We start from the raw sequence: 19,766 nt of genomic DNA, 5'->3' as shown, positions 1-19,766 counted from the left end.
AGGACCTTCGGGTCCGAGGGGTCCTACGAACCCGTCGGCCGATGGGGTCGTGGACCGGCATCAGCCGATCGGCGGATGCACCTTGGTACGCGACGGCCGATGCGCCGGACCGATCCCGGCCGGGACCCTCGGTCCATGACCACGCATCCCTTCCGATCCACCCGGCGTCGCGGGGGCGCCCTCAGTCCGCGACCCGCAGCAGCAGTACCGCCCGCGCAGGCACCGTGACCGTCGTGCCCGACCCGTGCACCGTCGCCGGTGGCCGGGTCTGTCCCTCGCGGGAGGTGTCCACGACCAGTTCGTACCGCTGCGCCCACGGCGGCCCCGGCAGCACGAAGGCGGCCGGGCGGTCCCCGGCGTGCAGCACCGCGAGGAAGCTGTCGTCCATCACCGGTGCGCCCCGGGAGCCCCGGCCCGGAATGTCCCGGCCGGAGAGGTACATGCCCAGGGTGGCCGCGGGCGCGTACCAGTCGCGTTCCGTCATCTCCGCCCCGCGGGCCGTGAACCACGCCAGGTCCCTGAGGCCGTCCGCCGAATGGGCCCGCCCGGAGAAGAACGCCCGGCGGCGCAGCACCGGATGGTGGTGGCGCAACTCGATCAGACGCGAGGTGAGGTCGAACAGCGCCCGCCAGCCCGGGTCCTGAAGCAGGCTCCAGTCCACCCAGCCGATCTCGTTGTCCTGGCAGTAGGCGTTGTTGTTGCCGCGCTGGGTGCGGCCCATCTCGTCGCCGGCCACCAGCATCGGGACACCCGTCGACAGCAGCAGTGTGGTCAGCAGGTTCCGCAACTGCCGCCGCCGCAGGGCCCGTACGCGCTCGTCGTCCGTCTCGCCCTCCGCGCCGCAGTTCCAGGAGCGGTTGTCGTCGGAGCCGTCGCGGTTGCCCTCGCCGTTGGCCTCGTTGTGCTTGCGCTCGTACGACACGAGATCGCGCAGGGTGAAACCGTCGTGCGCCGTCACGAAGTTGACCGATGCGTAGGGCCGGCGGCCACCCCAGGCGTACAGGTCGCTCGACCCCGACAGGCGGTAGCCCAGGTCCCGCACGTCCGGCAGCGCACCCCGCCAGAAGTCCCGTACGGCATTGCGGTAGCGGTCGTTCCACTCCGTCCACAGGGGCGGGAACGCGCCGACCTGGTAGCCGCCCGAACCCACGTCCCAGGGCTCCGCGATCAGCTTCACCCGGTGCAGCACCGGGTCCTGGGCGATCACCGCCAGGAACGGGGAGAGCATGTCGACGTCGTGCATCGACCTGGCGAGCGCCGCCGCGAGGTCGAAGCGGAAGCCGTCCACACCCATCTCGGTCACCCAGTAGCGCAGGGAGTCCGTGATCAGCCGCAGGACGTGCGGCTGCACCACGTGCAGCGTGTTTCCGCAGCCCGTGTAGTCGGCGTACCGGCGGGCGTCCGGCTGCAGGCGGTAGTAGCCGCGGTTGTCGATACCCTTCAGGGACAGCATCGGGCCGAGCTGGTCCGCCTCCGCCGTGTGGTTGTAGACGACGTCCAGGATGACCTCGATCCCCGCCGCGTGCAGTGCCCGCACCATCCGCTTGAACTCGCCGACCTGCTGGCCCGTCGTGCCGGAGGACGCGTAGCCCGCGTGCGGGGCGAAGTAGCCGATCGAGTTGTACCCCCAGTAGTTCCGCAGCCCGCGGCGCAGCAGGTGGTCCTCGTGCGCGAACTGGTGCACCGGCAGCAGTTCCACGGCCGTCACGCCCAGCTTCACCAGGTGCTCGACGGCCGCGGGGTGCGCCAGACCGGCGTAGGTACCGCGCAGTTCCTCGGGGATGTCCGGGTGCAGCCGGGTGAAGCCGCGGACGTGCAGTTCGTAGATCACCGAGTCCGCCCACGGCGTCTTCGGGCGGCGGTCGTCGGCCCAGTCGTCGTCATCGTGCACAACCACGCCCTTGGGCACATGGGGCGCGGAATCGCGCTCGTCGCGCACGGTGTCCGCCACACGCTGGTCGGGCCAGTCCCGCACATGCCCATACGCCTCCGGCGGCAGGCCGAACTCGCCGTCCACGGCACGCGCGTAGGGGTCGAGGAGCAGCTTCGCCGGGTTCCACCGCGCGCCGGTCCACGGATCCCAACGGCCGTGCACCCGGTAGCCGTAGCGCTGCCCGGGCATCACGCCCGGCACGAAGCCGTGCCAGATCTCGTGGGTCAGCTCGGTGAGCCGCACCCGCGTCTCGCGGCTCTCGGCGCCCACCCCGTCGAACAGGCACAGTTCGACCGCCTCGGCGCCACCCGCCCAGAGCGCGAAGTTGGTGCCCACGACACCGTCCGGGCCCGCGCGGAACCGCGCCCCCAGCGGTGTGGGCGCTCCCGGCCACACGGGTACCGGCGGCAGCAGGCGCCGACTGCCGTTCAGCACGGCGGCCGGGCGCACGGACCGCCCCTCGTCCGCCCGCTCCTCCTGCACTGCCTCCCGCTCGGCTGCGCTCGACACCTTTATGCCTCCCGCGGCTCGGTGGACGACATGGAAAAGGGCGCACGGCGTCCCGCCCTCTCCTGGCTTGCTCGCTTCCGACGCGCCCCTGCGGCTCACGGGCGCGGCTCGTCGTCGCGTCGTCCTCCCCCTGTTCTGCCCAGAGCTTGGCTCGCACTCACGTTTCCCCAGGAGGGGCTGGGTCGTTGGGATCGTCGTGATGCACGTACAGACGCGCGCACGGCGCGCAGGGGCCGTCCTGGCCGCGGCACTGACCTGGGTGGTCCTTCTGGCCGGCTGCACCGCGCACGGGGTCGGCGACGTGTTCGGCAGGCCGGCCGCGCCCGACGACTTCATCCGCGTCACCCCCGACGACGGCAGCAAGGATGTGCATGCCGGGGGGCGGCTGCGGGTCCGGGTGCCGAGCGGCCGCCTCGAGTCGGTGACCGTCGTCGGGTCCCAGGACGGTCAGGACTTTCCGGTGCCCGGGCATCTCTCCGCCGACGAGACCCTCTGGAGGCCCGACGGCCCCCGGCTGGTCCTCGCCGCCAAGTACACGATCGACGCGGTGGCGCTCGACGGTGACGGCCGCCGGGTGGCCCGTCACGCCACCTTCACCACGTTCGTCCCCGACGAGCGCTTCATCGGGTATCTCATGCCGGAGAACCACGCGACCGTGGGCACCGGAATGATCGTGTCCGTGCAGTTCAACCGGCGGATCGAGAATCGTGCCGCGGTCGAGCGCGCGATCCGTGTGACCGCCCGGCCGGCCGTGGAGATCCGTCCCCACTGGTTCGGGGGCAAGCGCCTCGACTTCCGGCCCCGGCAGTACTGGAGACCCGGCACGAGGGTGACCGTCGCGCTGCGGCTTCGGGACGTGGAGGGTGCGCCCGGGGTGTACGGACTGCAGTACAAGAACGTCTCGTTCACCGTCGGGCGCAGTCAGGTCTCGCTCGTGGACGCGGCCGCGCACATCATGAAGGTCCGCCGCGACGGCAAGGTGATCGCCACCGTGCCGATCACCGCGGGCGCCCCCAGGACCACCACGTACAACGGAAGGATGGTGGTCATGGAGATGCTCGAGGTCACCCGCATGAACAGCCGAACGGTCGGCTTCGGCGGCGAGTACGACATCCCCGACGTCCCGCACGCCATGCGCCTGACCGAGTCGGGAACCTTCGTCCACGGCAACTACTGGGCACCCGACGCACCCGGGCGCGTCAACGTCAGCCACGGGTGCGTCGGCCTGAAGGACGTCAAGGGCGGCCGATCCGACACCCCCGCGGGCTGGTTCTTCGACCGAAGTCTCATCGGCGACGTCGTCGAGGTCGTCCACAGCGATGACAAGAAGGTGGCTCCCGACAACGGGCTCGGAGGGTGGAACATGAGCTGGAGCGAGTGGAAGTCGGGCAGCGCGGTGCGGTAGTGCCGCACGGGGGCACACGGGGGTGCACGACCAGCGGACGCGATGCGCCCGCGCGCGGTCCCGATTTGGGACTGAACAGTGACAATCGCGGGGAGTCATCGGGGCAGGGGGTGTGATTAATTTGCAAAATGCGCGCGCGGGTCGCGCTGGAGTGCGGGCCTCAACAGGCCGTGCGAGGGGAGAAACAATTGAACGGGCGACCGATATCGGGGGCGTCGGTTGGTGCGCGGGTGCGTGGGCGGACCGGGGTTGTGGCGCTGATATGCGGTGCTCTCCTGCTCACCGCCACCGCGTGCGGTGGAGGCGGGGGTTCCGGCGCGGGGGCGGGGGGCGCCAAGGTCGACGACGCCGGCAAGACCGCCGGCAAGCAGTCGCAGGCCGTCGTGACCATAGCCCCGAAGAACGGGGCCAAGGCCGTGGACACCAGCGGTGCCCTCAAAGTGACGGCCGCCAAGGGCAAGTTGACCGAGGTCACGGTCGAGGACTCCAAGGGCAACGAGGTCGCCGGGTCGATAACCGGCGGAGGCGCCACCTGGACTCCGTCCACGCACCTCGCCGCCGCCACCACGTACAAGGTCCACGCGGTCGCCAAGGACTCCGCGGGTCTCACCGCCGCGGAGGAGTCCTCCTTCACCACGCTCACCCCCAAGAACACCTTCATCGGCAACTTCAGGCCGGAGGACGGTTCCACCGTCGGCGTCGGTATGCCGTTCTCGATCCGGTTCACCCGTGGCATCACCCACCCGTCCGACGTCGAGAAGGCCGTCACCGTCAAGTCCGACCCGCCCGTCGACGTCCGCGGCCACTGGTTCGGCAACGACCGCCTCGACTTCCGGCCCGAGAACTACTGGAAGGCCGGCACCAAGGTCACCGTGCGCCTCAACCTCGACGGCGTCGAGGGCCGCCCGGGCGTCTACGGCAAGCAGGCCAAGACCGTGAGCTTCACCATCGGCCGCAGCCAGGTCTCCACCGTCGACGCCAAGACCCACAAGATGGTCGTCAAGCGTGACGGCAAGGTCGTCAAGACCCTGCCGGTGACCACCGGGAAGCCGGGCTACGACACCTGGAACGGCCAGATGGTCATCAGCGAGCGCCTGGTCGTGACCCGGATGAACGGCGAGACCGTCGGCTACGGCGGCGAGTACGACATCAAGGACGTGCCGCACGCCCAGCGCCTGACCGACTCCGGCACCTTCATCCACGGCAACTACTGGGGCGGCGGCGCCTTCGGCAACTACAACGCGAGCCACGGCTGCGTGGGCCTGCGCGACGTGCGCGGCGGCTACGAGAAGTCCGTGCCGGCCGCCTGGTTCTACAACAACTCGATGATCGGCGACGTCGTCGTCGTGAAGAACTCCGACGACAGGACGGTCGCCCCCGACAACGGGCTCAACGGCTGGAACATGCCCTGGGCCGAATGGATCAAGTAGGCCCGATCCGGTGACCCGGGCCCGGTGTGCCGCTGTGAGCGAGCGCACCGGGCCCGTCGTCGTTAGTGCCCGTTAACCTTCCTGCATGACTGTGCATCTCGAAGTCGCCGAGGGCGTGGGCACCCTCCGTCTGGACCGCCCGCCCATGAACGCGCTGGACGTCGCCACCCAGGACCGACTCAAGGAACTCGCCGAGGAGGTCACGCGCCGCGAGGACGTGCGCGCCGTGATCATCCACGGCGGGGAGAAGGTGTTCGCGGCGGGCGCGGACATCAAGGAGATGCAGGGCATGGACCACGCCGCGATGGTCCTGCGCTCCCGCGCCCTGCAGGAATCCTTCACCACCATCGCCCGCATCCCCAAGCCGGTCGTCGCCGCCGTCACGGGCTACGCCCTGGGTGGGGGTTGCGAGCTGGCGCTGTGCGCGGACTACCGCATCGCCGCCGAGAACGCGAAGCTGGGACAGCCCGAGATTCTGCTCGGCCTGATCCCCGGTGCCGGAGGCACCCAGCGCCTTGCGCGTCTGATCGGTCCGTCCAGGGCCAAGGACCTGATTTTCACGGGCCGCATGGTGAAGGCGGACGAAGCGCTGAGGCTGGGCCTGGTCGACCGGGTGGTGCCGGCCGACGACGTGTACGCCGAGGCGCACACCTGGGCGGCGAAACTCGCCCAGGGCCCGGCGATCGCGCTGCGCGCCGCCAAGGAGGCCGTCGACACGGGCCTGGAGACGGACATCGAAACGGGCCTCGCGGTGGAGCGGACCTGGTTCGCGGGCCTGTTCGCGACCGAGGACCGTGAGCGCGGGATGCGCAGCTTCGTGGAAGAGGGGCCGGGCAAGGCGAAGTTCGTCTGAACCGTCCGTCACTGTCCGTGCGGGACAGGTGACTTCACAGCCCGGGATGAGACATATTCAGGAAATCGCCCTGATCCCCTTGCAGTTGACGCCATGTCTCACCCGGTGTCCCGCGATGGGTGATTTATCGCAGCCTTAAGGCAACCTTAAGGCCGTCATGGTGAGAGTATCCGGCGATTGCCCCGACTGGCCTGTTCTTGCAGGTCAGTCGGGGTGCGGGCGGCTCCGGATTGCATCTGGCATATGTCGGGCGAATGGTGTGGAATGTGTGTTTCCGGGGGGCGTATTCCGCCGTAACTGCCCCGGAGGGCCCTCTGGGCGGCCATGATGGGTCCATGGCGGGGCTGGAGGGTGTCGAACAGCCGCGGCGGCACGGGAGTGCAACCGCGGCACGCTGGTCGCCGGCGATCGAGGACGAACGGGCGCACAAGGCGCTGGAGTTGTTCGGGAACCCCACGGAGGCGGAGGTGCCGCTGCCGTCGCGGCCCGAATCCGCCGCCACCGCGCGACGGCTCACCCAGGTCGTGATTCTGCGGCACTGGGGGCTCACCCCGAGGATGACCGAGGACGCGGTTCTGCTCGTCTCCGAACTCGTCGGCAACGCCGTTCGGCACACCGGGGCACGCGTGTTCGGATTACGCATGCGCCGGCGCCGGGGCTGGATCCGTGTCGAGGTCCGCGATCCCTCCCGGGGTCTGCCCTGTCTGATGCCGGTTCAGGAGCTGGACGTGAGTGGCCGGGGCCTTTTCCTGGTCGACAAGCTTTCCGACCGCTGGGGCGTCGACCTGCTGCCGCGCGGCAAGACGACCTGGTTCGAGATGCGGGTCGCCGAACACTGATCCCCTACCGGCCGAGCCACGCGCGGGGCGGCGGGGTCCCCATGCCGGAAGCCCCCGGCCGCCGGGCGGCCAGGGCTTCATCGGCTGCCACGGAACGGAATGGGGGTGTGTGCCCGCGGCATCTGCGACGAACCTGTGCCCGGATCAATGGGCGGCTGCCGCATGATCGACTGTCGTGGATGAGGGTGGCTGATCCACCACCGGGCTCGGTCACGCAACGGTACCTGTGCGGGGCTTGTGGGCGGATGTGAAGGTGTGTGCACATGCGACCCGCCCCGCGCCCATCGGGCCAATCGCCGATTTTGGTGGCATCTCGCCCTTAAATGGGGAGAGTGACCACGCCCGTCCCTTCCACTTCGCCGGACCACGAGACGGGCACCGCGCCTACGGTGCCCGACCGCCGCACGGCGCTGCGCACGGGCGCGGGACTCGCCGTCGGTACGTTCGCCGGCGCCTGCGCCCCCAGCGGCGGCGTCGTACAACAGCCCCTGCCGTCCCGCGCCACCGACACCCCGCACGCCTCGGTCGCCGCGCCGCCGCCTCGCGCCTATCCGCAACAGCCGGGCCAGATCACCCACGGTCCGCGCGACCGCCCTCGGGTGGCGCTCACCTTCCACGGCGAGGGAGACCCCGGCATCACCCGGTCGATCCTCGACATTGCGGAGGGGGCGGGGGCGAAGGTCACCGTGCTCGCGGTCGGAACCTGGCTCGACGCCTACCCCGACGTCGCCCGCCGCCTCCTCGACGGCGGTCACGACCTCGGCAACCACACCCTGCACCACCTCGGCATCAACACCATGTCCGAGTCGGAGGCGCTCGCCGAGATCCGGGGGTGCGCCGACCGCCTGCGGCGGCTCACCGGCTCCATCGGCACCTGGTTCCGCCCCTCCCGGGCCCCGCGCGCCACCGACGCCGTCGCGCGTCTGGCCGGCCTCGCCGGCTACCCGCACGTCCTGTCGTACGACGTCGACTCGTTCGACTACACCTCGCCCGGTGCCGTCGCCATCACCCGCAGAGTCGTCGACGAGGTCCGCAACGGGTCCGTGGTGAGCCTGCATCTCGGGTACGTGGACACGGTCACCGCCTTCCCCGCCCTCCTGCACGAACTCGACCGCCGCGGCCTCACCGCGGTGACCGCCACGGAGCTGCTGAGCTGATGTACCCCATGATCGTCACCCGCGTGCTGATCGCCGGTGCGGCACTCGCCGCGCTGGCCGGATGCAGCATCGGATCCCCCCACGAGGGCGAGACCCACCCGTCCAAGAGCCCCGTCAAGCCCGCGCAGCAGCAGAGGACGGTCCAGACCCTGCCGGGCATGCCTCCGGTGCTCGATCCGAACAACCTCTACGCCGCCGACCGCCCGGACCGGCTCTCCCCCGTGGTCAGGGACTTCCCCTCCCGCGTCTACGTCCCCAACACCAACTCCAACACCGTGTCCGTCATCGACCCCGCGACGTACAAGGTCATCGAGACCATCCCGGTCGGCCGACAGCCCCAGCACGTCGTGCCCTCCTGGGATCTGAAGACACTCTGGGTCAACAACGACCTCGGCAACTCCCTGACCCCCATCGACCCGAGGACCGGCAAGGCGGGTGAGCCGGTCGATGTGCACGATCCCTACAACCTGTATTTCACACCCAACGGCATGTACGCCGTGGTGATGGCGTCCAAGGACCGCAGGCTGGTCTTCCGCGACGCCCACACCATGAAGGTGGCGAAGTCCGTGCCGGTGAGCTGCTCCGGCGTCAACCATGCCGACTTCTCGATCGACGGCCGCTACTTCATCGTGTCCTGCGAGTTCAGCGGTGAACTGCTCAAGGTGGACACCCAGAAGATGGAGGTGACCCGCCGGCAGAAGCTGCCGTTCCGCGGCGCCATGCCGCAGGACGTGAAGGTCTCGCCGGACGGCAGGACGTTCTACATCGCCGACATGATGGCGGACGGGTTGTGGATCCTGGACGGCGACCGCTTCGGGGTGCCGTCCTTCCTGCGCACCGGCAAGGGCGCGCACGGCCTCTACGTCAGCCGCGACTCCCGCGAGATGTACATCTCCAACCGGGGCGAAGGCACCGTCTCCGTCTTCGACTTCATGACGAAGCGGCTGGTCGCGAAGTGGCGACTGCCCCAGGGTGGCAGCCCCGACATGGGCGGCGTCTCGGCGGACGGCACCGTGCTGTGGCTCTCCGGGCGATACAACTCCGAGGTGTACGCGATCGATACCCGGACCGGTCGTCAACTCGCCCGCATCAAAGTGGGAAGCGGCCCGCACGGCCTCGCCGTCTACCCGCAGCCGGGCCGCTACTCACTGGGGCACACGGGTGTCTTCCGATGATGTGCGGGCGACTGCGGGGTCGGCCCGGCGGACGCCGCCGTATGATGCGCGGCCCGGTGCGGCTCCTCGGCTTGAGTCTCCACCCACTGGAAGGCCCAGACTCGCAGACGTGATCGAAAACGGCACCGGTCTTTTCACCATCGGCGAACTGGCCCGGGCGACCGGACTGACCGTCCGCACCGTCCGCTACTGGTCGGACGAGGGTGCCCTGCCCCCGGTGGCCCGCTCCTCGGGCGGCTACCGGCTGTACGACGCCGGGTCCGTGGCTCGCCTCGAGCTGATCCGCACCCTGCGCGAACTGGGACTTGGCCTGGACGACGTCCGCAGGGTGCTGGGCGGCGAGACGACCGTCGCCGAAGTGGCGGCCGCGCACGTGGCGGCCCTGGACGCGCGGATCCGCGCCCTGAAGGTGACCCGGGCGGTGCTGTCGACCGTGGCACGACGCGGCTCGAGTGCGGAGGAGATGACCCTGATGAACAAGCTGGCGAGGCTGTCGGCGGCCGAGCGGAAACGGATCATGGAGGAGTTCGTGGAGGAGTTGCTCCACGGGCTCGACACCGTGGATCCGGCGATCCGGGAACGGATGCGCCGCACGGCGGCGGACCTGCCCGAGGACCCGACTCCCGAGCAGGTCGACGCCTGGGTGGAGCTGGCCGAGATGCTCCAGGACCCGGAGTTCCGGGCCACGATGCGGAAGGCGACCGAGTTCAACGCCGCCGACCGGGGGCCCGACGTCCCCGCCGGAGCGTCCATGTGGTTCGTCAGGCGTCTGGTCGAGCTGGTGGGGGCGGCGCGGGAACGCGGGATCGCGCCGGAGGCGCCCGAAGCCGATCCGGTGCTGCGCGACCTGCTCGGGGACGCCGACCCGGCCGCCGTGCTGGAACGCATGGAGACGGCCTTCGACGAACGGGTGGCCCGCTACCGGGACCTGCTGTGCGTCGTGAACGGACAGCCGGCGCCGCCGCACCGGGAGGAGTTCGCCTGGGTGGTCGCCGCACTGAGGTCGCGGACAGGCCGTTAATCTGACCACGTCAGCAGGACGGCCGTACGACGGCAAAGGCACCAAGAAGGGGCGGATCGGTGGCGGACATCGAGGAAGCACGCAGGCACTTCGAGCGGATCGATGCGGACGGTGACGGATTCATCACTGCCGCCGAGTTCAAGTCCGCCCTGGCCCAGGGGGGCGACTGGAACGTCACCGACGCGGTGGCGGAGGCCGTCATCAGGACCCGCGACCTCAACGGCGACAAGGTCCTGTCGTTCGACGAGTTCTGGACCTACCTGAGCAAGTGAGCCGACGACGAGGGGTGTCCTTCCCCGGCCGGGAAGGACACCCCTCGTCATGCCGGGCCCCGGAGCGTGGCGCCCCGACGGCGCACCTCGGGGCGGTACCGACGACTCCTGGCGCCGGCAAGCCCGGCACCCCGGTGTACGGCCTGCGGGTGGGCCTCGACGCGGTCACCGAGGCGCCGGTGGAGGCGTCGCCCGAGCGCACGCCGGAGTTCCGTGGCTGGTTCGGACGCTTTCCACGGCATGTGCGGCCCGGCCTTCGCCCCGGGCTCGGCGCACGGTGGTCTCGGTCACCCCCGGGCCCATTCGCGCAGGGCGGCCTTGTCGGCGAAGGCGGCGACATCCTTGTCCACGGGGTCGGAGGCGTACTGGTGAAAAAGCCACTTCGCCTTGATGCGGGGCTTGCCCGCCGTCACGTAGTCCGCGATCCACAGACCGTCACCCGCGTACGAGGTGGTGTCGACGTTCAGCCAGAAGTGCCGGCTCGCATAGAGAAGGACGCGGTTGTGCGGCCGGAGTTGCTTGACCCTGCGGATGAACTGGTCCTTCTCGGCGTTGCTCGCGTGCGTGCCGTCGTCGGTCGTCTCCCAGTCGACGGCCAGCAGGTCGCCGGCCTTCTCCGGGGCCTTGCCGACGAAGTAGTCCGCCTGCGCCGCGATATTGCCGGGCCACAGGAAGTGGTAGAAGCCGACCACGCAGTCGGCGTCCCGTGCGGTCTTCGTCTGGGCGGTGAGTTTGGGGTTCACATACGAACGCCCCTCCGTCGCCTTGATGAAGACGAAGGAGAGGCCGTCCGTGTCGTACGAGGACGACTGGTAGGCGCTGATGTCGACGCCTCGCAGCATGGGGGCTCCCTGAAGAGTGCTGGTGGGGGACAGGGATGCATGCCTGGGTCAGCATGACACGGGTGGTATGCCCCAAAAGCCGGTCGTTCAGCCCTGACCTCGCTTCCGCACGCCTCAACTCCCCTTCGCCCACGCCAGGTCGGCGGCTCCGAAGGGAGAGTGGCCAACTGGTGCGGCAGCCACGGGAGGTACGACGAGCGTCCGCATTAAGCGATGCCGCGCTTGTCCATGGAGTCCTGGACTATGCGCAGCCCGTCCATGCCCGGCAGCTTCGCTATGTGCGAGTCGATGTCGCGGATGAGTCTGCGGCCCTCGGGGCCTGCGAAGAGGTGGGTCATGACATGCGTGACCTCGCTCTCGGACATGACGCCCGAGCCGACCGGGCCCCAGGCCTTTTCGAGCGCGAACCGGGCGAACACACGGGCTTTCTTGCTCGCCGCGAGCCGTTCACGCGCCTGTGACGCGTAGAACGCGACGTGCCTCGTCTCCTGCTGCGCGATCCGCTTCAGCAGCGGTGTCAACACCGGGTGACTCTCCATCGCCGCGAGCCTGTGGTACGCCGCAGTCGCCGACCACTCGTTCGCCGCACCCCACGCCATGTGCACGGCGACGAAGTCATTTCCGATGAGTCGGCTCATCGCCGTCTGCTTCACCGTCCCCAAGCGGTCCTTCCAGCCGAGCTTCAGACGGGTCGCCTTGAGCTCGTCGAAGTCGATTCGGATGCCGTGGCGATCGAGCACGGCCGCGAGCGCTTCGCCGTGCCAGAACTCCTCGCGGTTCCACATCGTCATGAAAGCGCCCACCGCGGGCTCGTTGTGCGACGGGGTCGTCAGCAGATCCCGCAGGTAGCAGACCGTGTGGTATTCGATGTCACACATGTAGCGCAGCGTGCGCAGCGTCTCCGCGGGCAGCGGGTTGCGCTCGAACTCGTCGAGGTCGAGGTCGGCCCACTGCACCCCGGTGGAGTTCTTCGTGTACTTGTCTATGTCGAAAGCCATCAGTCACTCTTCTCGTCGGTGCGCGCCGGAATGGTCACCTGGGCAGCGATGACCTCGCTGCGTACACCCGAACCACCGCTCTTCCAGCGGTGGATGTCCCAGTTCCTCTTGTGCGACTCGCGCGCCAGTTCGGCGTCGGGGTTGATCGCCGAGGGCTTGCCCAGCAGCGACAGCCACGGCAGGTCGGAGTGGCTGTCGCCGTAGCCGTAGGAGGCCGCGAGGTCGTAGCCGCCCTCCTCGGCGTACCGCCGAAGCCACGCGGCCCTCGCCTCGTCGACGAGCGGCGGCTTGGCGAGGTAGCCGGTGAGCACACCGTCTCTCGTGTGCATGGTGCTGCCGACGACCTCGTCGAACAGGTCGGCGAGCGGAGCGGCGAGCAGGCCGATGGAGCCGGTGACCAGGACGGTGCGGTGACCCGCCGCTCGGTGCTCGCGGATGCGCGCCAGGGCGTCCGCGCTCGTGTGCCGCAGCATCGTGTCGGCGTAGCCGCGCCGCACGACCTCCTCGAGACGGGCGAGGGGCATGCCGCGGTAGCGGCGCAGGAACGCACGGATGAACTCGCCGCGGTCGCGCTTCTCGGCGCGGAGGTAGCCGGGCAGCGAGGCGAGCAGGTCCGCGACCTCCTTCGGCCAGGCCGCCTTGCGGAAGCCCGAGGTACGCACCCAGAGGTACTGCTCGACGATGTTGGAGTCGACGACGGTCCGTTCGAGGTCGAAGACGGCGAGCACGTCGGTACGCTGCGGCAGCTCGGGTCTCGGGCAGGCGTTCGCCGGCCGGGTGGCCGTGGCCTTCCGGCGACGGTAGGCCGCTGTCAGTTCGCTCATGGAGGGGAGGTGCACCTTCTGCAGGTACTCCTCCCAGTCGATCCGTTCCACATCGAAGCCACGGTCCTCGCGCACCTCGGCCGGAAGGGCGTTGTTCAGCGCGCGGGCGTTGCGGTCGTCGAAGATGATCTCGGTCTGCACATACGCGCGGTAGAGGTCGGTGAAGTTGCTGAGGGTGGCGATGCCGGCGCGCAGCTTGGCGTTCTCGGCCGTGAGAGCGCGCTTACGGTCGTTGTTCGGCATCAGCCGCAGACCGGCGTCCCACAGGTCGGCCTTTTTCTTCGCCAGCAGAAGACGTCGGTTGAACTTGCGTTCGCCCGCGAACTTCCAGGTCGGCACCCTGACGAAACCGTCGTCCTTGGGCAGCGGGTGCTGCATGTAGTAGTCGCGTACGTTCTCGTACATGCGGTGGAAAGGCAGCGGATTCGACGCGCCCGAGGCGATGTGGAAGTACTTCGGCTCGTCGACAGGGGTCGGGTTGGCCGCCGCGGCGAGGATGGCGTTGACGACGAAGTCGACGGGGATGACATCGAGGATCGAGTCGGGCAGCCCCGGGAAGTCAGGCAGCTGGCCGCGGCCGTAGGCGAAGATCAGCGGATCGGCGACCTTGAAGCCGTCGATCCAGCCGGGGAACGGATGCTGGAGGGCGCTCTCGATGATCGCGGGCCGGACCACCGAAAGCCGGTGTCCGGCCTCGCCCCAGAGGTCTTCCGCGGCACGTTCCGCGAGTGCCTTCGTGAGTGTGTAGACGTCGGTCCACCCCAGGCTCTGGGCGCGCCGCCGGCCGGCGTCGACGAGGTGGGAACGCACCCACTCGCGCCGCGCGTTCTCGCTCGCGCGGGCCACCGCGATCGGGCCCTCCTTGCCGTGGTTGCCGCGGGCGCGGGACATGAACCGCTCGAGCTGCGCCGGTTCCCGCGAGGTGAGCTCGGTGCGCTCGTGGGCCTGTGTCGCCGAGGTCCACTCGGTGCGCCAGTCGACGTCGTGCTTGAGTTTGGCCTCGGGCACCACACCGCGTCGGAGTCCCCCGACGTAGCAGGTCGACACGTGGACGACGTGCGGGTCCGATCCGGAGGCGAGCAGGGCCTGGTAGAGGCTTACGGCGCCGTTGACGTTCGTGTCGAACGCCTCGTGGATGGGTGGGTCGAACGAGACGGTCGACGCCGAGTGGATGACGACGTCAAGGTGGGAGGGCAGCTCAGGAATGCTGGTCATGCTGCCGTCGAGCACCGTGATCCGCTCACGGACGATGCGCTTGGCCTCTTCGGCCCCCACGGCATCCCGCCAGCGCTCGAACACGGGTTTGCGCAGAAGCTGCCGGAGCCGGTCCTGCCCGGTCTGTCTGCCCTTCCCGCGCACGAGGAGCGAGATGTGGGTGGCGGGGTGATCGGTGAGCAGCCGCTCAAGCACGGCTTGCCCGACGAAGCCGGTCGCGCCGGTGAGCAGGACGTGCGCGTTGCCGAGTTCGGTTTTCGCACTGTGCGGCATCACGGAAGGAGCCTCGATTCCACGGTGGATGCGACACCGGGACCGATGCCGGGGAGCGCGGCGACCATCGCGCGGATACGGCCCGCCTCGGCCCGTCCGCTCCGGTCGCCGAAGACATGGCGTTCGAAGAAGGTGCGCTCGTGCTTGGAGCGATCGACCGAGCCGAGCGGCCAGGCGGAGTGCCGGAGGGCACGACGGGTGATGCGCTGGGCGCGGACCGAGCCCCCGAGCCGCCGCTCCGACTCCTCGGCCAGGAAGCGGATGTGGCGCTGCTTGATCTCCGCCAGGGGGTTGATGATCGACGCCACGGCGGGGGACATCCCGGCCAGACGCCGGTAGGCCGCCTGCGTGATCCATTCGTCCACGAGGCTCGTCGTCACGTGTTCGGCGACGATCTGCGTACCGGTGATGTTGGCGATGAGGGAGCGACGGATCGGGCCACGGCGTTCGCGGCGCTCCGCCAGTACCCACCGTGCCGGGCCGGCGCTCGAAGGGAGGCCGCGGGCGGCGGGAGAAGCATCCAGGACGGCATCGAGGGCGTCCGCGATCCAGAATCTCTCGAACATCCACGTGGTGAGGAACGCGGTGACCCGGGCGTCCTTGTGTGTCGCCGTCACGAGGAGGTCGCGCACGCGTTGCAGCGTCGAACGTTCCATGTCGCGCAGCGCGCGAACGAGCCGCACGGATTCGGCGTCGAGCGGCTCTTCGGCGAGCGACCCGAGGTCGAGCGTTCCGCGGTGGCTGCCGTGTGCCGTACGAGCGAATTCACGCACATCGAAGCCCGCTGTCTCGGGCGGCGCGGTCGTCGCCTCGTCGTTTGAGTTCATGCACGGGCTTTCTGGGGCCGGAGCGGGGGGCTAACTCTGCAGAGGCCCCGGAACGTGCGCAAAGCTGTCGGGGGCTATCACGTGAGACCGGGCAAGCGGCGCATGTGTGACACGTGGCCTGGTTCCGCCTGGAGGCGGATGGTACGGCTGAAGGGATGATTCAGAGCATACCGACCGATCATGACGGCCGGCCTGCAGCCGGGGCGCTGTCGGACAGAGCGCAGGTGGATCCAGTCGGCTGCCGGGTTCGACACCCCTGGCAACGACGCCGACCTCCGCAACGTGAGCCCTGCATCTACCGGCCTCCGCGGGGAAGAACGAGAGATCCTGCGGTATCGGAGCAGTGTCTCGGCGTGTCAGTGCAGGCAGTGTGCGCCGGGCCTTGCTGGGCATCGCTCAGCTGCGGGGCCTCGTCCCATCGGAGAACTGCGCACTTTCGGCCGGACAACCCACGCCGGCACAGCGCGCGATGAGGGCCCGTGGCCATAGGGCGATTCCCGGGTCCGCATGAGCATGTGCGGAAGCTCGTGTCACAGGATCGATGCGTGCCCGGTCTAAAGGCATGAGCCGAGAAAAGAAGGGTGTGTCATGCGCGAGGAGTCAGCCATCGGCTGCTGCACGACCGTAGCGATTCACCTGGGTCGGCCCGTCCGACATCGAACACGGAAGCTTTCTCGGATCTTAGAGTTCCCGTGCGGAAGCGGGTGCTTAACCAGGTGGCTCGGAAGGCCGGTTTCGGGCTCGAAGGCGTGGACCCGTTCGCCACCCCATGGAGTAGCTACGAGCGGGGAGTTCGGATGTCGAGCAGATGTCATATGAAACTATGCTGAGCCGTACCGGAGTCGCACTTGTCACCGGTGCCACGTCGGGTATCGGAGCAGCGTTCGCGCGCGCTCTGGCAGACCGTGGATGGGACCTTGTCCTGGTGGCGCGCGACCGGGAGCGGCTCGGCCGAATGGCGGTCGAGCTCGAGTCCCGGGGCCGTGCCGTCGAGGTGCTGCCTGCCGACCTGTCCGATCGCGCGGACGTCGAGCGTGTCGCCGCCCGGCTGGAGGACCCCGCCCGTCCGGTGGACATGCTCGTGAACAACGCCGGTTTTGGCGTGCACGCACCGATCACCTCGGCCGACACCGCTCCGCATGACCGGGCGATCGAGGTCATGGGGCGCGTGGTGCTGGTGCTCGCCGGCGCCGCTGGGCGGGCCATGCGCGAACGCGGGCACGGTGCGATCGTCAATGTGTCCAGCACAGCCGGGTTCGTCACGATGGGGAGCTATTCGGCCGTCAAGGCCTTCGTCACCTCGCTCACGGAGGGGCTGGCGAACGAGCTGCACGGAACGGGCGTCACCGTGACGGCGCTCTGCCCGGGCTGGGTCCGCACCGAATTCCACGAGCGGGCCGGAATCCGGTCGTCGAGCATTCCGGACTTCCTGTGGCTGGACGCCGACCGAGTCGTCGCGTCGAGTCTGCGCGACGTGCGGCGCGGACGGGTGATCTCCCTGCCCACCGTCCGGTACCGGTTGCTCATCTGGTTCGCACGTCATCTTCCACGCCGTACAGTGCGGTGGATCTCACGACGGCTCTCGTCCGGTCGCAGCGACCGTCTCAGCCACTGAACGTCAGTGCGGGCGAGCCGCACGGAAAGGAAGCGGATGCTCGCGGCGACACGCGACCGTTTCACCTCACGCCCTCTTGCTGCTGCGCGTTTCGTCGCGCAGCGGGGGCTGTTGAAGGCCGTCGTCTGGAGCGTGACCGACGTCACGGTACTGGGACGTGAATGCCTGAAGGACGTCGAGGACGCGTATGTCGTCGCCGCCAACCACACCTCGCACCTCGACGCGCCCCTCATCCTGGGCGCGCTGCCCCGCCGGCTGGCGCGCTACCTCGCAGCGGGAGCCGCCGCCGACTACTTCTTCGACGTGCGGTGGCGGCGCGGCCTCACGGCTCTCTTCTGCAACGCCTTCCCGGTCGACCGCACCGGGGTCAACCCGCGCGGTGTGAGCGCCAAGACACTGCTGAACCGGGGAGTGCCGCTCCTGATCTTCCCCGAGGGGACCCGCTCGCGCGACGGATCGCCGGGGACGTTCAAGCCGGGGGCGGCGGCGCTCGCCTCGTCGGCCGGTGTGCCGGTGCTGCCCGCCGCGATCATCGGCGCGCACGCGGCTCACCCGCGCGGATCGAAATGGCCGAAGCGGGGCCGCCAGCCGGTAGGGGTCGTCTTCGGCGAACCGCTCACCGCTCTTCCCGGCGAGTCGGCCGGCGCGTTCACCGAACGCATCCGCTCGGCGATCGTCAAGCTGGCCGAGGAGAACTCCCACCGCATTCTCGGCTCGAACGCCATCTCACCTGACGTCGCAGCACCTGAAGGAGACCACTCGTGACCGATCCCCTCCGCCGCGCCGACGCGGTCCGCACCGGCGATGTGAAGCACATGAAGTGGTGGGGCTGGGGCGTGGAGGGCGTCGGCTTCCACCATGAGGACAAGCCCGATTTCGCCCCGTTCGTACTGAAGGCCGTCGGTCTCGACCTCCTGGCGGGCAAGCGCACCGAACGGCCCGACTTCTCGGAGTTGAAGGTGCCGGCCTCAAGGGCGCCCGAGACGTTCGTCAAGCTGCTGAGCGGCATCGTCGGAGACGGGAACGCCGTCGTCGACGACATGTCGCGGGTCGTCCACACGTACGGCAAGAGCCTGCGCGACCTGGTCCGCATCCGGGCCGGCGAGTTCGCGCGCACTCCCGATGTGGTCGTCTACCCGGCCGACGAGGCGGAGGTGCAGATGGTCGTCGAGGCGGCCGTCGAGGCCGATGCCGTGATCATCCCCTTCGGGGGCGGCAGCAACATCGCGGGCAGCCTCGAGCCGCACGCGGACGAGTCGCGGGTGGTCGTCTCGCTCGACCTCGGCCGCCTCTCGCGGGTGCTCGAGATCGACGCCGAATCCGGCCTGGCGCGCATTCAGGCCGGGGCGCTGGGCCCCGACCTGGAGGCTCAACTCAACCGGGACGGCTGGACGATGGGGCACTTCCCCGACTCCTTCACCCATTCGTCGCTCGGCGGGTGGGTCGCCACGCGCTCGTCCGGCATGCAGTCGGACAAATACGGCGACATCGCGGACATCGTCAAGGGGCTGCGTGTCGTGCGGGCCGGCGGGGTCCTCGTGATCCGTGCCGTTCCGAGCGCGTCGACCGGGCCGAGCGTGCGGGAGATGGTGGTGGGCTCGGAGGGGCGTCTCGGCGTCATCACCGAGGTCACGGTGCAGGTGCACCGGTGTCCCGAGAGGCGTGACATCTATGCCTACTTCTTCAAGAACCTCGACCACGGCCTCGCCGCGATGCAGGAGATCGCGGAGAGCGACGTCTCGCCCTCGGTCACCCGCATCTCGGACGCGCACGAGACGGGCTTCTCCCTGGCGACGAGCAAGGAGTCGAAGGGCATCCAGAAGATGGCACAGGCCGGCCTCATGGCGTATCTCAAGAAGCGCGGCTGGAACCTCGACGAGATGTGCCTCTCCTTCATCGGCTTCGAGGGCGGCGAGGCGCACGCGAAGCGGCAGAAGTCGCTCGCCGACCGGATCGTGCGCAAGCATCACGGCATCGGTGTCGGCAAGGGACCCGGTGCGCTCTACGACCAGAAGAAGTTCGACACGCCGTACATCCGCGACTTCCTGCTCGACCGCGGTGCCGCCGGCGACGTGAGCGAGACCGCCGGTCCGTGGTCGAAGCTGCGTGGCATCCACGCGGCGGTCTACGACGCGGCCGGCCGCGCCTACGAGAAGATCGGCCGCAAGGGCTGGACGATGTCGCACATGTCGCACTCGTACCACTCTGGCGCCTGCCTCTACTTCACTTTCGCCTTCGTGTTCGGTGACGACCCTCTCGGCGAGTACGACACGGTCAAGCGTGCGATCCAGCAGGCGTTCGTCGATGCCGGCGGCACAATCTCGCACCACCACGGTGTGGGCCTGGAGCACGCGCCGTGGCTGGAGGAGGACATCTCGACGCAGGGTGTCGCGGTCATGTCGGGCCTCTTCGGCGCTGCCGACCCGGGTGGCAACTTCAACCCGCGCAAGATCGTGGTCTGAGCGCGGCGGTCCATGGGCCCGCGCGCGTGGGCGGTTCGCGGGCATCGGCGCGGCCACGCCGCGACCGCGGCGCCGACCTGGTCGTGATCGGGAACCCGCGGTCGACGTCGCCTCG

Annotated in this window: 16 protein-coding genes and 1 pseudogene; 12 read left to right on the top strand and 5 right to left on the bottom strand. The window is 69.3% G+C overall.

What is annotated here, in order from left to right; genetic code table 11:
• Window positions 1–181 precede the first annotated feature (181 nt).
• Window positions 182–2,443, bottom strand: a complete 2,262-nt coding sequence (glgX, locus tag VXC91_RS06025) for a glycogen debranching protein GlgX (protein ID WP_329505643.1) — start codon at window positions 2,441–2,443, stop codon at window positions 182–184.
• Window positions 2,444–2,642: 199 nt separating this feature from the next.
• Here glgX and VXC91_RS06020 point away from each other — a divergent pair, with 199 nt between their 5' ends.
• The 9 genes and pseudogenes from VXC91_RS06020 to VXC91_RS05980 all read left to right on the top strand — a co-directional run.
• Complete coding sequence (locus tag VXC91_RS06020) at window positions 2,643–3,848, top strand: L,D-transpeptidase (RefSeq protein ID WP_329505641.1); 1,206 nt, start codon at window positions 2,643–2,645, stop codon at window positions 3,846–3,848.
• Between the two features lie 188 nt (window positions 3,849–4,036).
• Window positions 4,037–5,278, top strand: a complete 1,242-nt coding sequence (locus tag VXC91_RS06015) for a L,D-transpeptidase (protein WP_329505639.1) — start codon at window positions 4,037–4,039, stop codon at window positions 5,276–5,278.
• 85 nt (window positions 5,279–5,363) lie between these two features.
• Window positions 5,364–6,131 carry an enoyl-CoA hydratase/isomerase family protein gene (locus VXC91_RS06010; protein WP_329505637.1) on the top strand — a complete coding sequence of 256 codons (768 nt, stop codon included), beginning with the start codon at window positions 5,364–5,366 and terminating at the stop codon, window positions 6,129–6,131.
• A gap of 335 nt (window positions 6,132–6,466) precedes the next feature.
• Window positions 6,467–6,970: an ATP-binding protein gene (locus tag VXC91_RS06005; RefSeq protein ID WP_329505636.1), complete on the top strand. Its 504-nt coding sequence runs from the start codon at window positions 6,467–6,469 to the stop codon at window positions 6,968–6,970.
• Between the two features lie 323 nt (window positions 6,971–7,293).
• The gene (locus VXC91_RS06000; RefSeq protein ID WP_329505634.1) at window positions 7,294–8,127 is read left to right on the top strand and encodes a polysaccharide deacetylase family protein; all 834 of its coding nucleotides are present in this window, start codon (window positions 7,294–7,296) and stop codon (window positions 8,125–8,127) included.
• A complete protein-coding gene (locus VXC91_RS05995; RefSeq protein WP_329505633.1) occupies window positions 8,127–9,302 on the top strand; it encodes a YncE family protein in 1,176 nt (391 codons plus the stop codon). Before VXC91_RS06000 ends, VXC91_RS05995 begins: the two co-directional genes overlap by 1 nt.
• A 109-nt stretch (window positions 9,303–9,411) precedes the next feature.
• Window positions 9,412–10,323 (top strand): MerR family transcriptional regulator, encoded by a 912-nt coding sequence (locus VXC91_RS05990; protein ID WP_329505632.1) that lies wholly within the window; start codon window positions 9,412–9,414, stop codon window positions 10,321–10,323.
• 59 nt (window positions 10,324–10,382) lie between these two features.
• On the top strand, window positions 10,383–10,595 hold the full coding sequence (locus VXC91_RS05985; RefSeq protein WP_329505630.1) for an EF-hand domain-containing protein: 213 nt from the start codon (window positions 10,383–10,385) through the stop codon (window positions 10,593–10,595).
• 91 nt (window positions 10,596–10,686) lie between these two features.
• A pseudogene (locus VXC91_RS05980) lies at window positions 10,687–10,810 on the top strand (NADP oxidoreductase); the annotation flags it as partial.
• Window positions 10,811–10,882: 72 nt separating this feature from the next.
• On the opposite strand, the gene VXC91_RS05975 reads toward VXC91_RS05980, so the two are convergent.
• From VXC91_RS05975 to VXC91_RS05960, 4 genes are all read right to left on the bottom strand, one after another.
• Window positions 10,883–11,437 (bottom strand): glycoside hydrolase family 25 protein, encoded by a 555-nt coding sequence (locus VXC91_RS05975; RefSeq protein ID WP_329505628.1) that lies wholly within the window; start codon window positions 11,435–11,437, stop codon window positions 10,883–10,885.
• A gap of 206 nt (window positions 11,438–11,643) precedes the next feature.
• Window positions 11,644–12,435: a ferritin-like domain-containing protein gene (locus tag VXC91_RS05970; protein ID WP_329505626.1), complete on the bottom strand. Its 792-nt coding sequence runs from the start codon at window positions 12,433–12,435 to the stop codon at window positions 11,644–11,646.
• Window positions 12,435–14,747 (bottom strand): HAD-IB family phosphatase, encoded by a 2,313-nt coding sequence (locus tag VXC91_RS05965; protein WP_329505664.1) that lies wholly within the window; start codon window positions 14,745–14,747, stop codon window positions 12,435–12,437. Before VXC91_RS05965 ends, VXC91_RS05970 begins: the two co-directional genes overlap by 1 nt.
• Window positions 14,747–15,574, bottom strand: a complete 828-nt coding sequence (locus VXC91_RS05960) for a hypothetical protein (protein WP_329505624.1) — start codon at window positions 15,572–15,574, stop codon at window positions 14,747–14,749. The genes VXC91_RS05965 and VXC91_RS05960 overlap by 1 nt, the downstream gene beginning before the upstream one ends.
• 808 nt (window positions 15,575–16,382) lie before the next feature.
• Here VXC91_RS05960 and VXC91_RS05955 point away from each other — a divergent pair.
• The 3 genes from VXC91_RS05955 to VXC91_RS05945 are packed head-to-tail and all read left to right on the top strand — an operon-like array spanning window position 16,383 to window position 19,651.
• A complete protein-coding gene (locus VXC91_RS05955) occupies window positions 16,383–17,189 on the top strand; it encodes an SDR family NAD(P)-dependent oxidoreductase (protein WP_329505622.1) in 807 nt (268 codons plus the stop codon).
• 36 nt (window positions 17,190–17,225) lie between these two features.
• Window positions 17,226–17,954 (top strand): lysophospholipid acyltransferase family protein, encoded by a 729-nt coding sequence (locus VXC91_RS05950; protein ID WP_329505620.1) that lies wholly within the window; start codon window positions 17,226–17,228, stop codon window positions 17,952–17,954.
• Window positions 17,951–19,651, top strand: coding sequence for an FAD-binding oxidoreductase (locus VXC91_RS05945; RefSeq protein WP_329505618.1), 1,701 nt, complete (start codon window positions 17,951–17,953; stop codon window positions 19,649–19,651). The genes VXC91_RS05950 and VXC91_RS05945 overlap by 4 nt, the downstream gene beginning before the upstream one ends.
• Window positions 19,652–19,766 lie beyond the last annotated feature (115 nt).

Origin of the sequence: Streptomyces chiangmaiensis (assembly GCF_036281785.1) — a bacterium.
Classification (GTDB): Bacteria; Actinomycetota; Actinomycetes; order Streptomycetales; family Streptomycetaceae; genus Streptomyces; species Streptomyces chiangmaiensis.
Note: the sequence above shows the minus strand (reverse complement) of the source record. Positions and strands in the feature narration are given on the sequence as shown.

What these genes read in the sequence shown, in the direction of transcription:
- VXC91_RS06005 (WP_329505636.1), top strand. Translation starts at nt 6,467, where the DNA reads ATGGCGGGGCTGGAGGGTGTCGAACAGCCGCGGCGGCACGGGAGTGCA.
- VXC91_RS05995 (WP_329505633.1), top strand. Translation starts at nt 8,127, where the DNA reads ATGTACCCCATGATCGTCACCCGCGTGCTGATCGCCGGTGCGGCACTC.
- VXC91_RS06010 (WP_329505637.1), top strand. Translation starts at nt 5,364, where the DNA reads ATGACTGTGCATCTCGAAGTCGCCGAGGGCGTGGGCACCCTCCGTCTG.
- VXC91_RS05970 (WP_329505626.1), bottom strand. Translation starts at nt 12,435, where the DNA reads ATGGCTTTCGACATAGACAAGTACACGAAGAACTCCACCGGGGTGCAG.
- VXC91_RS06020 (WP_329505641.1), top strand. Translation starts at nt 2,643, where the DNA reads ATGCACGTACAGACGCGCGCACGGCGCGCAGGGGCCGTCCTGGCCGCG.
- VXC91_RS05965 (WP_329505664.1), bottom strand. Translation starts at nt 14,747, where the DNA reads ATGCCGCACAGTGCGAAAACCGAACTCGGCAACGCGCACGTCCTGCTC.
- VXC91_RS06000 (WP_329505634.1), top strand. Translation starts at nt 7,294, where the DNA reads ATGGGGAGAGTGACCACGCCCGTCCCTTCCACTTCGCCGGACCACGAG.
- VXC91_RS05955 (WP_329505622.1), top strand. Translation starts at nt 16,383, where the DNA reads ATGTCATATGAAACTATGCTGAGCCGTACCGGAGTCGCACTTGTCACC.
- VXC91_RS05960 (WP_329505624.1), bottom strand. Translation starts at nt 15,574, where the DNA reads ATGAACTCAAACGACGAGGCGACGACCGCGCCGCCCGAGACAGCGGGC.
- VXC91_RS05950 (WP_329505620.1), top strand. Translation starts at nt 17,226, where the DNA reads ATGCTCGCGGCGACACGCGACCGTTTCACCTCACGCCCTCTTGCTGCT.
- VXC91_RS05975 (WP_329505628.1), bottom strand. Translation starts at nt 11,437, where the DNA reads ATGCTGCGAGGCGTCGACATCAGCGCCTACCAGTCGTCCTCGTACGAC.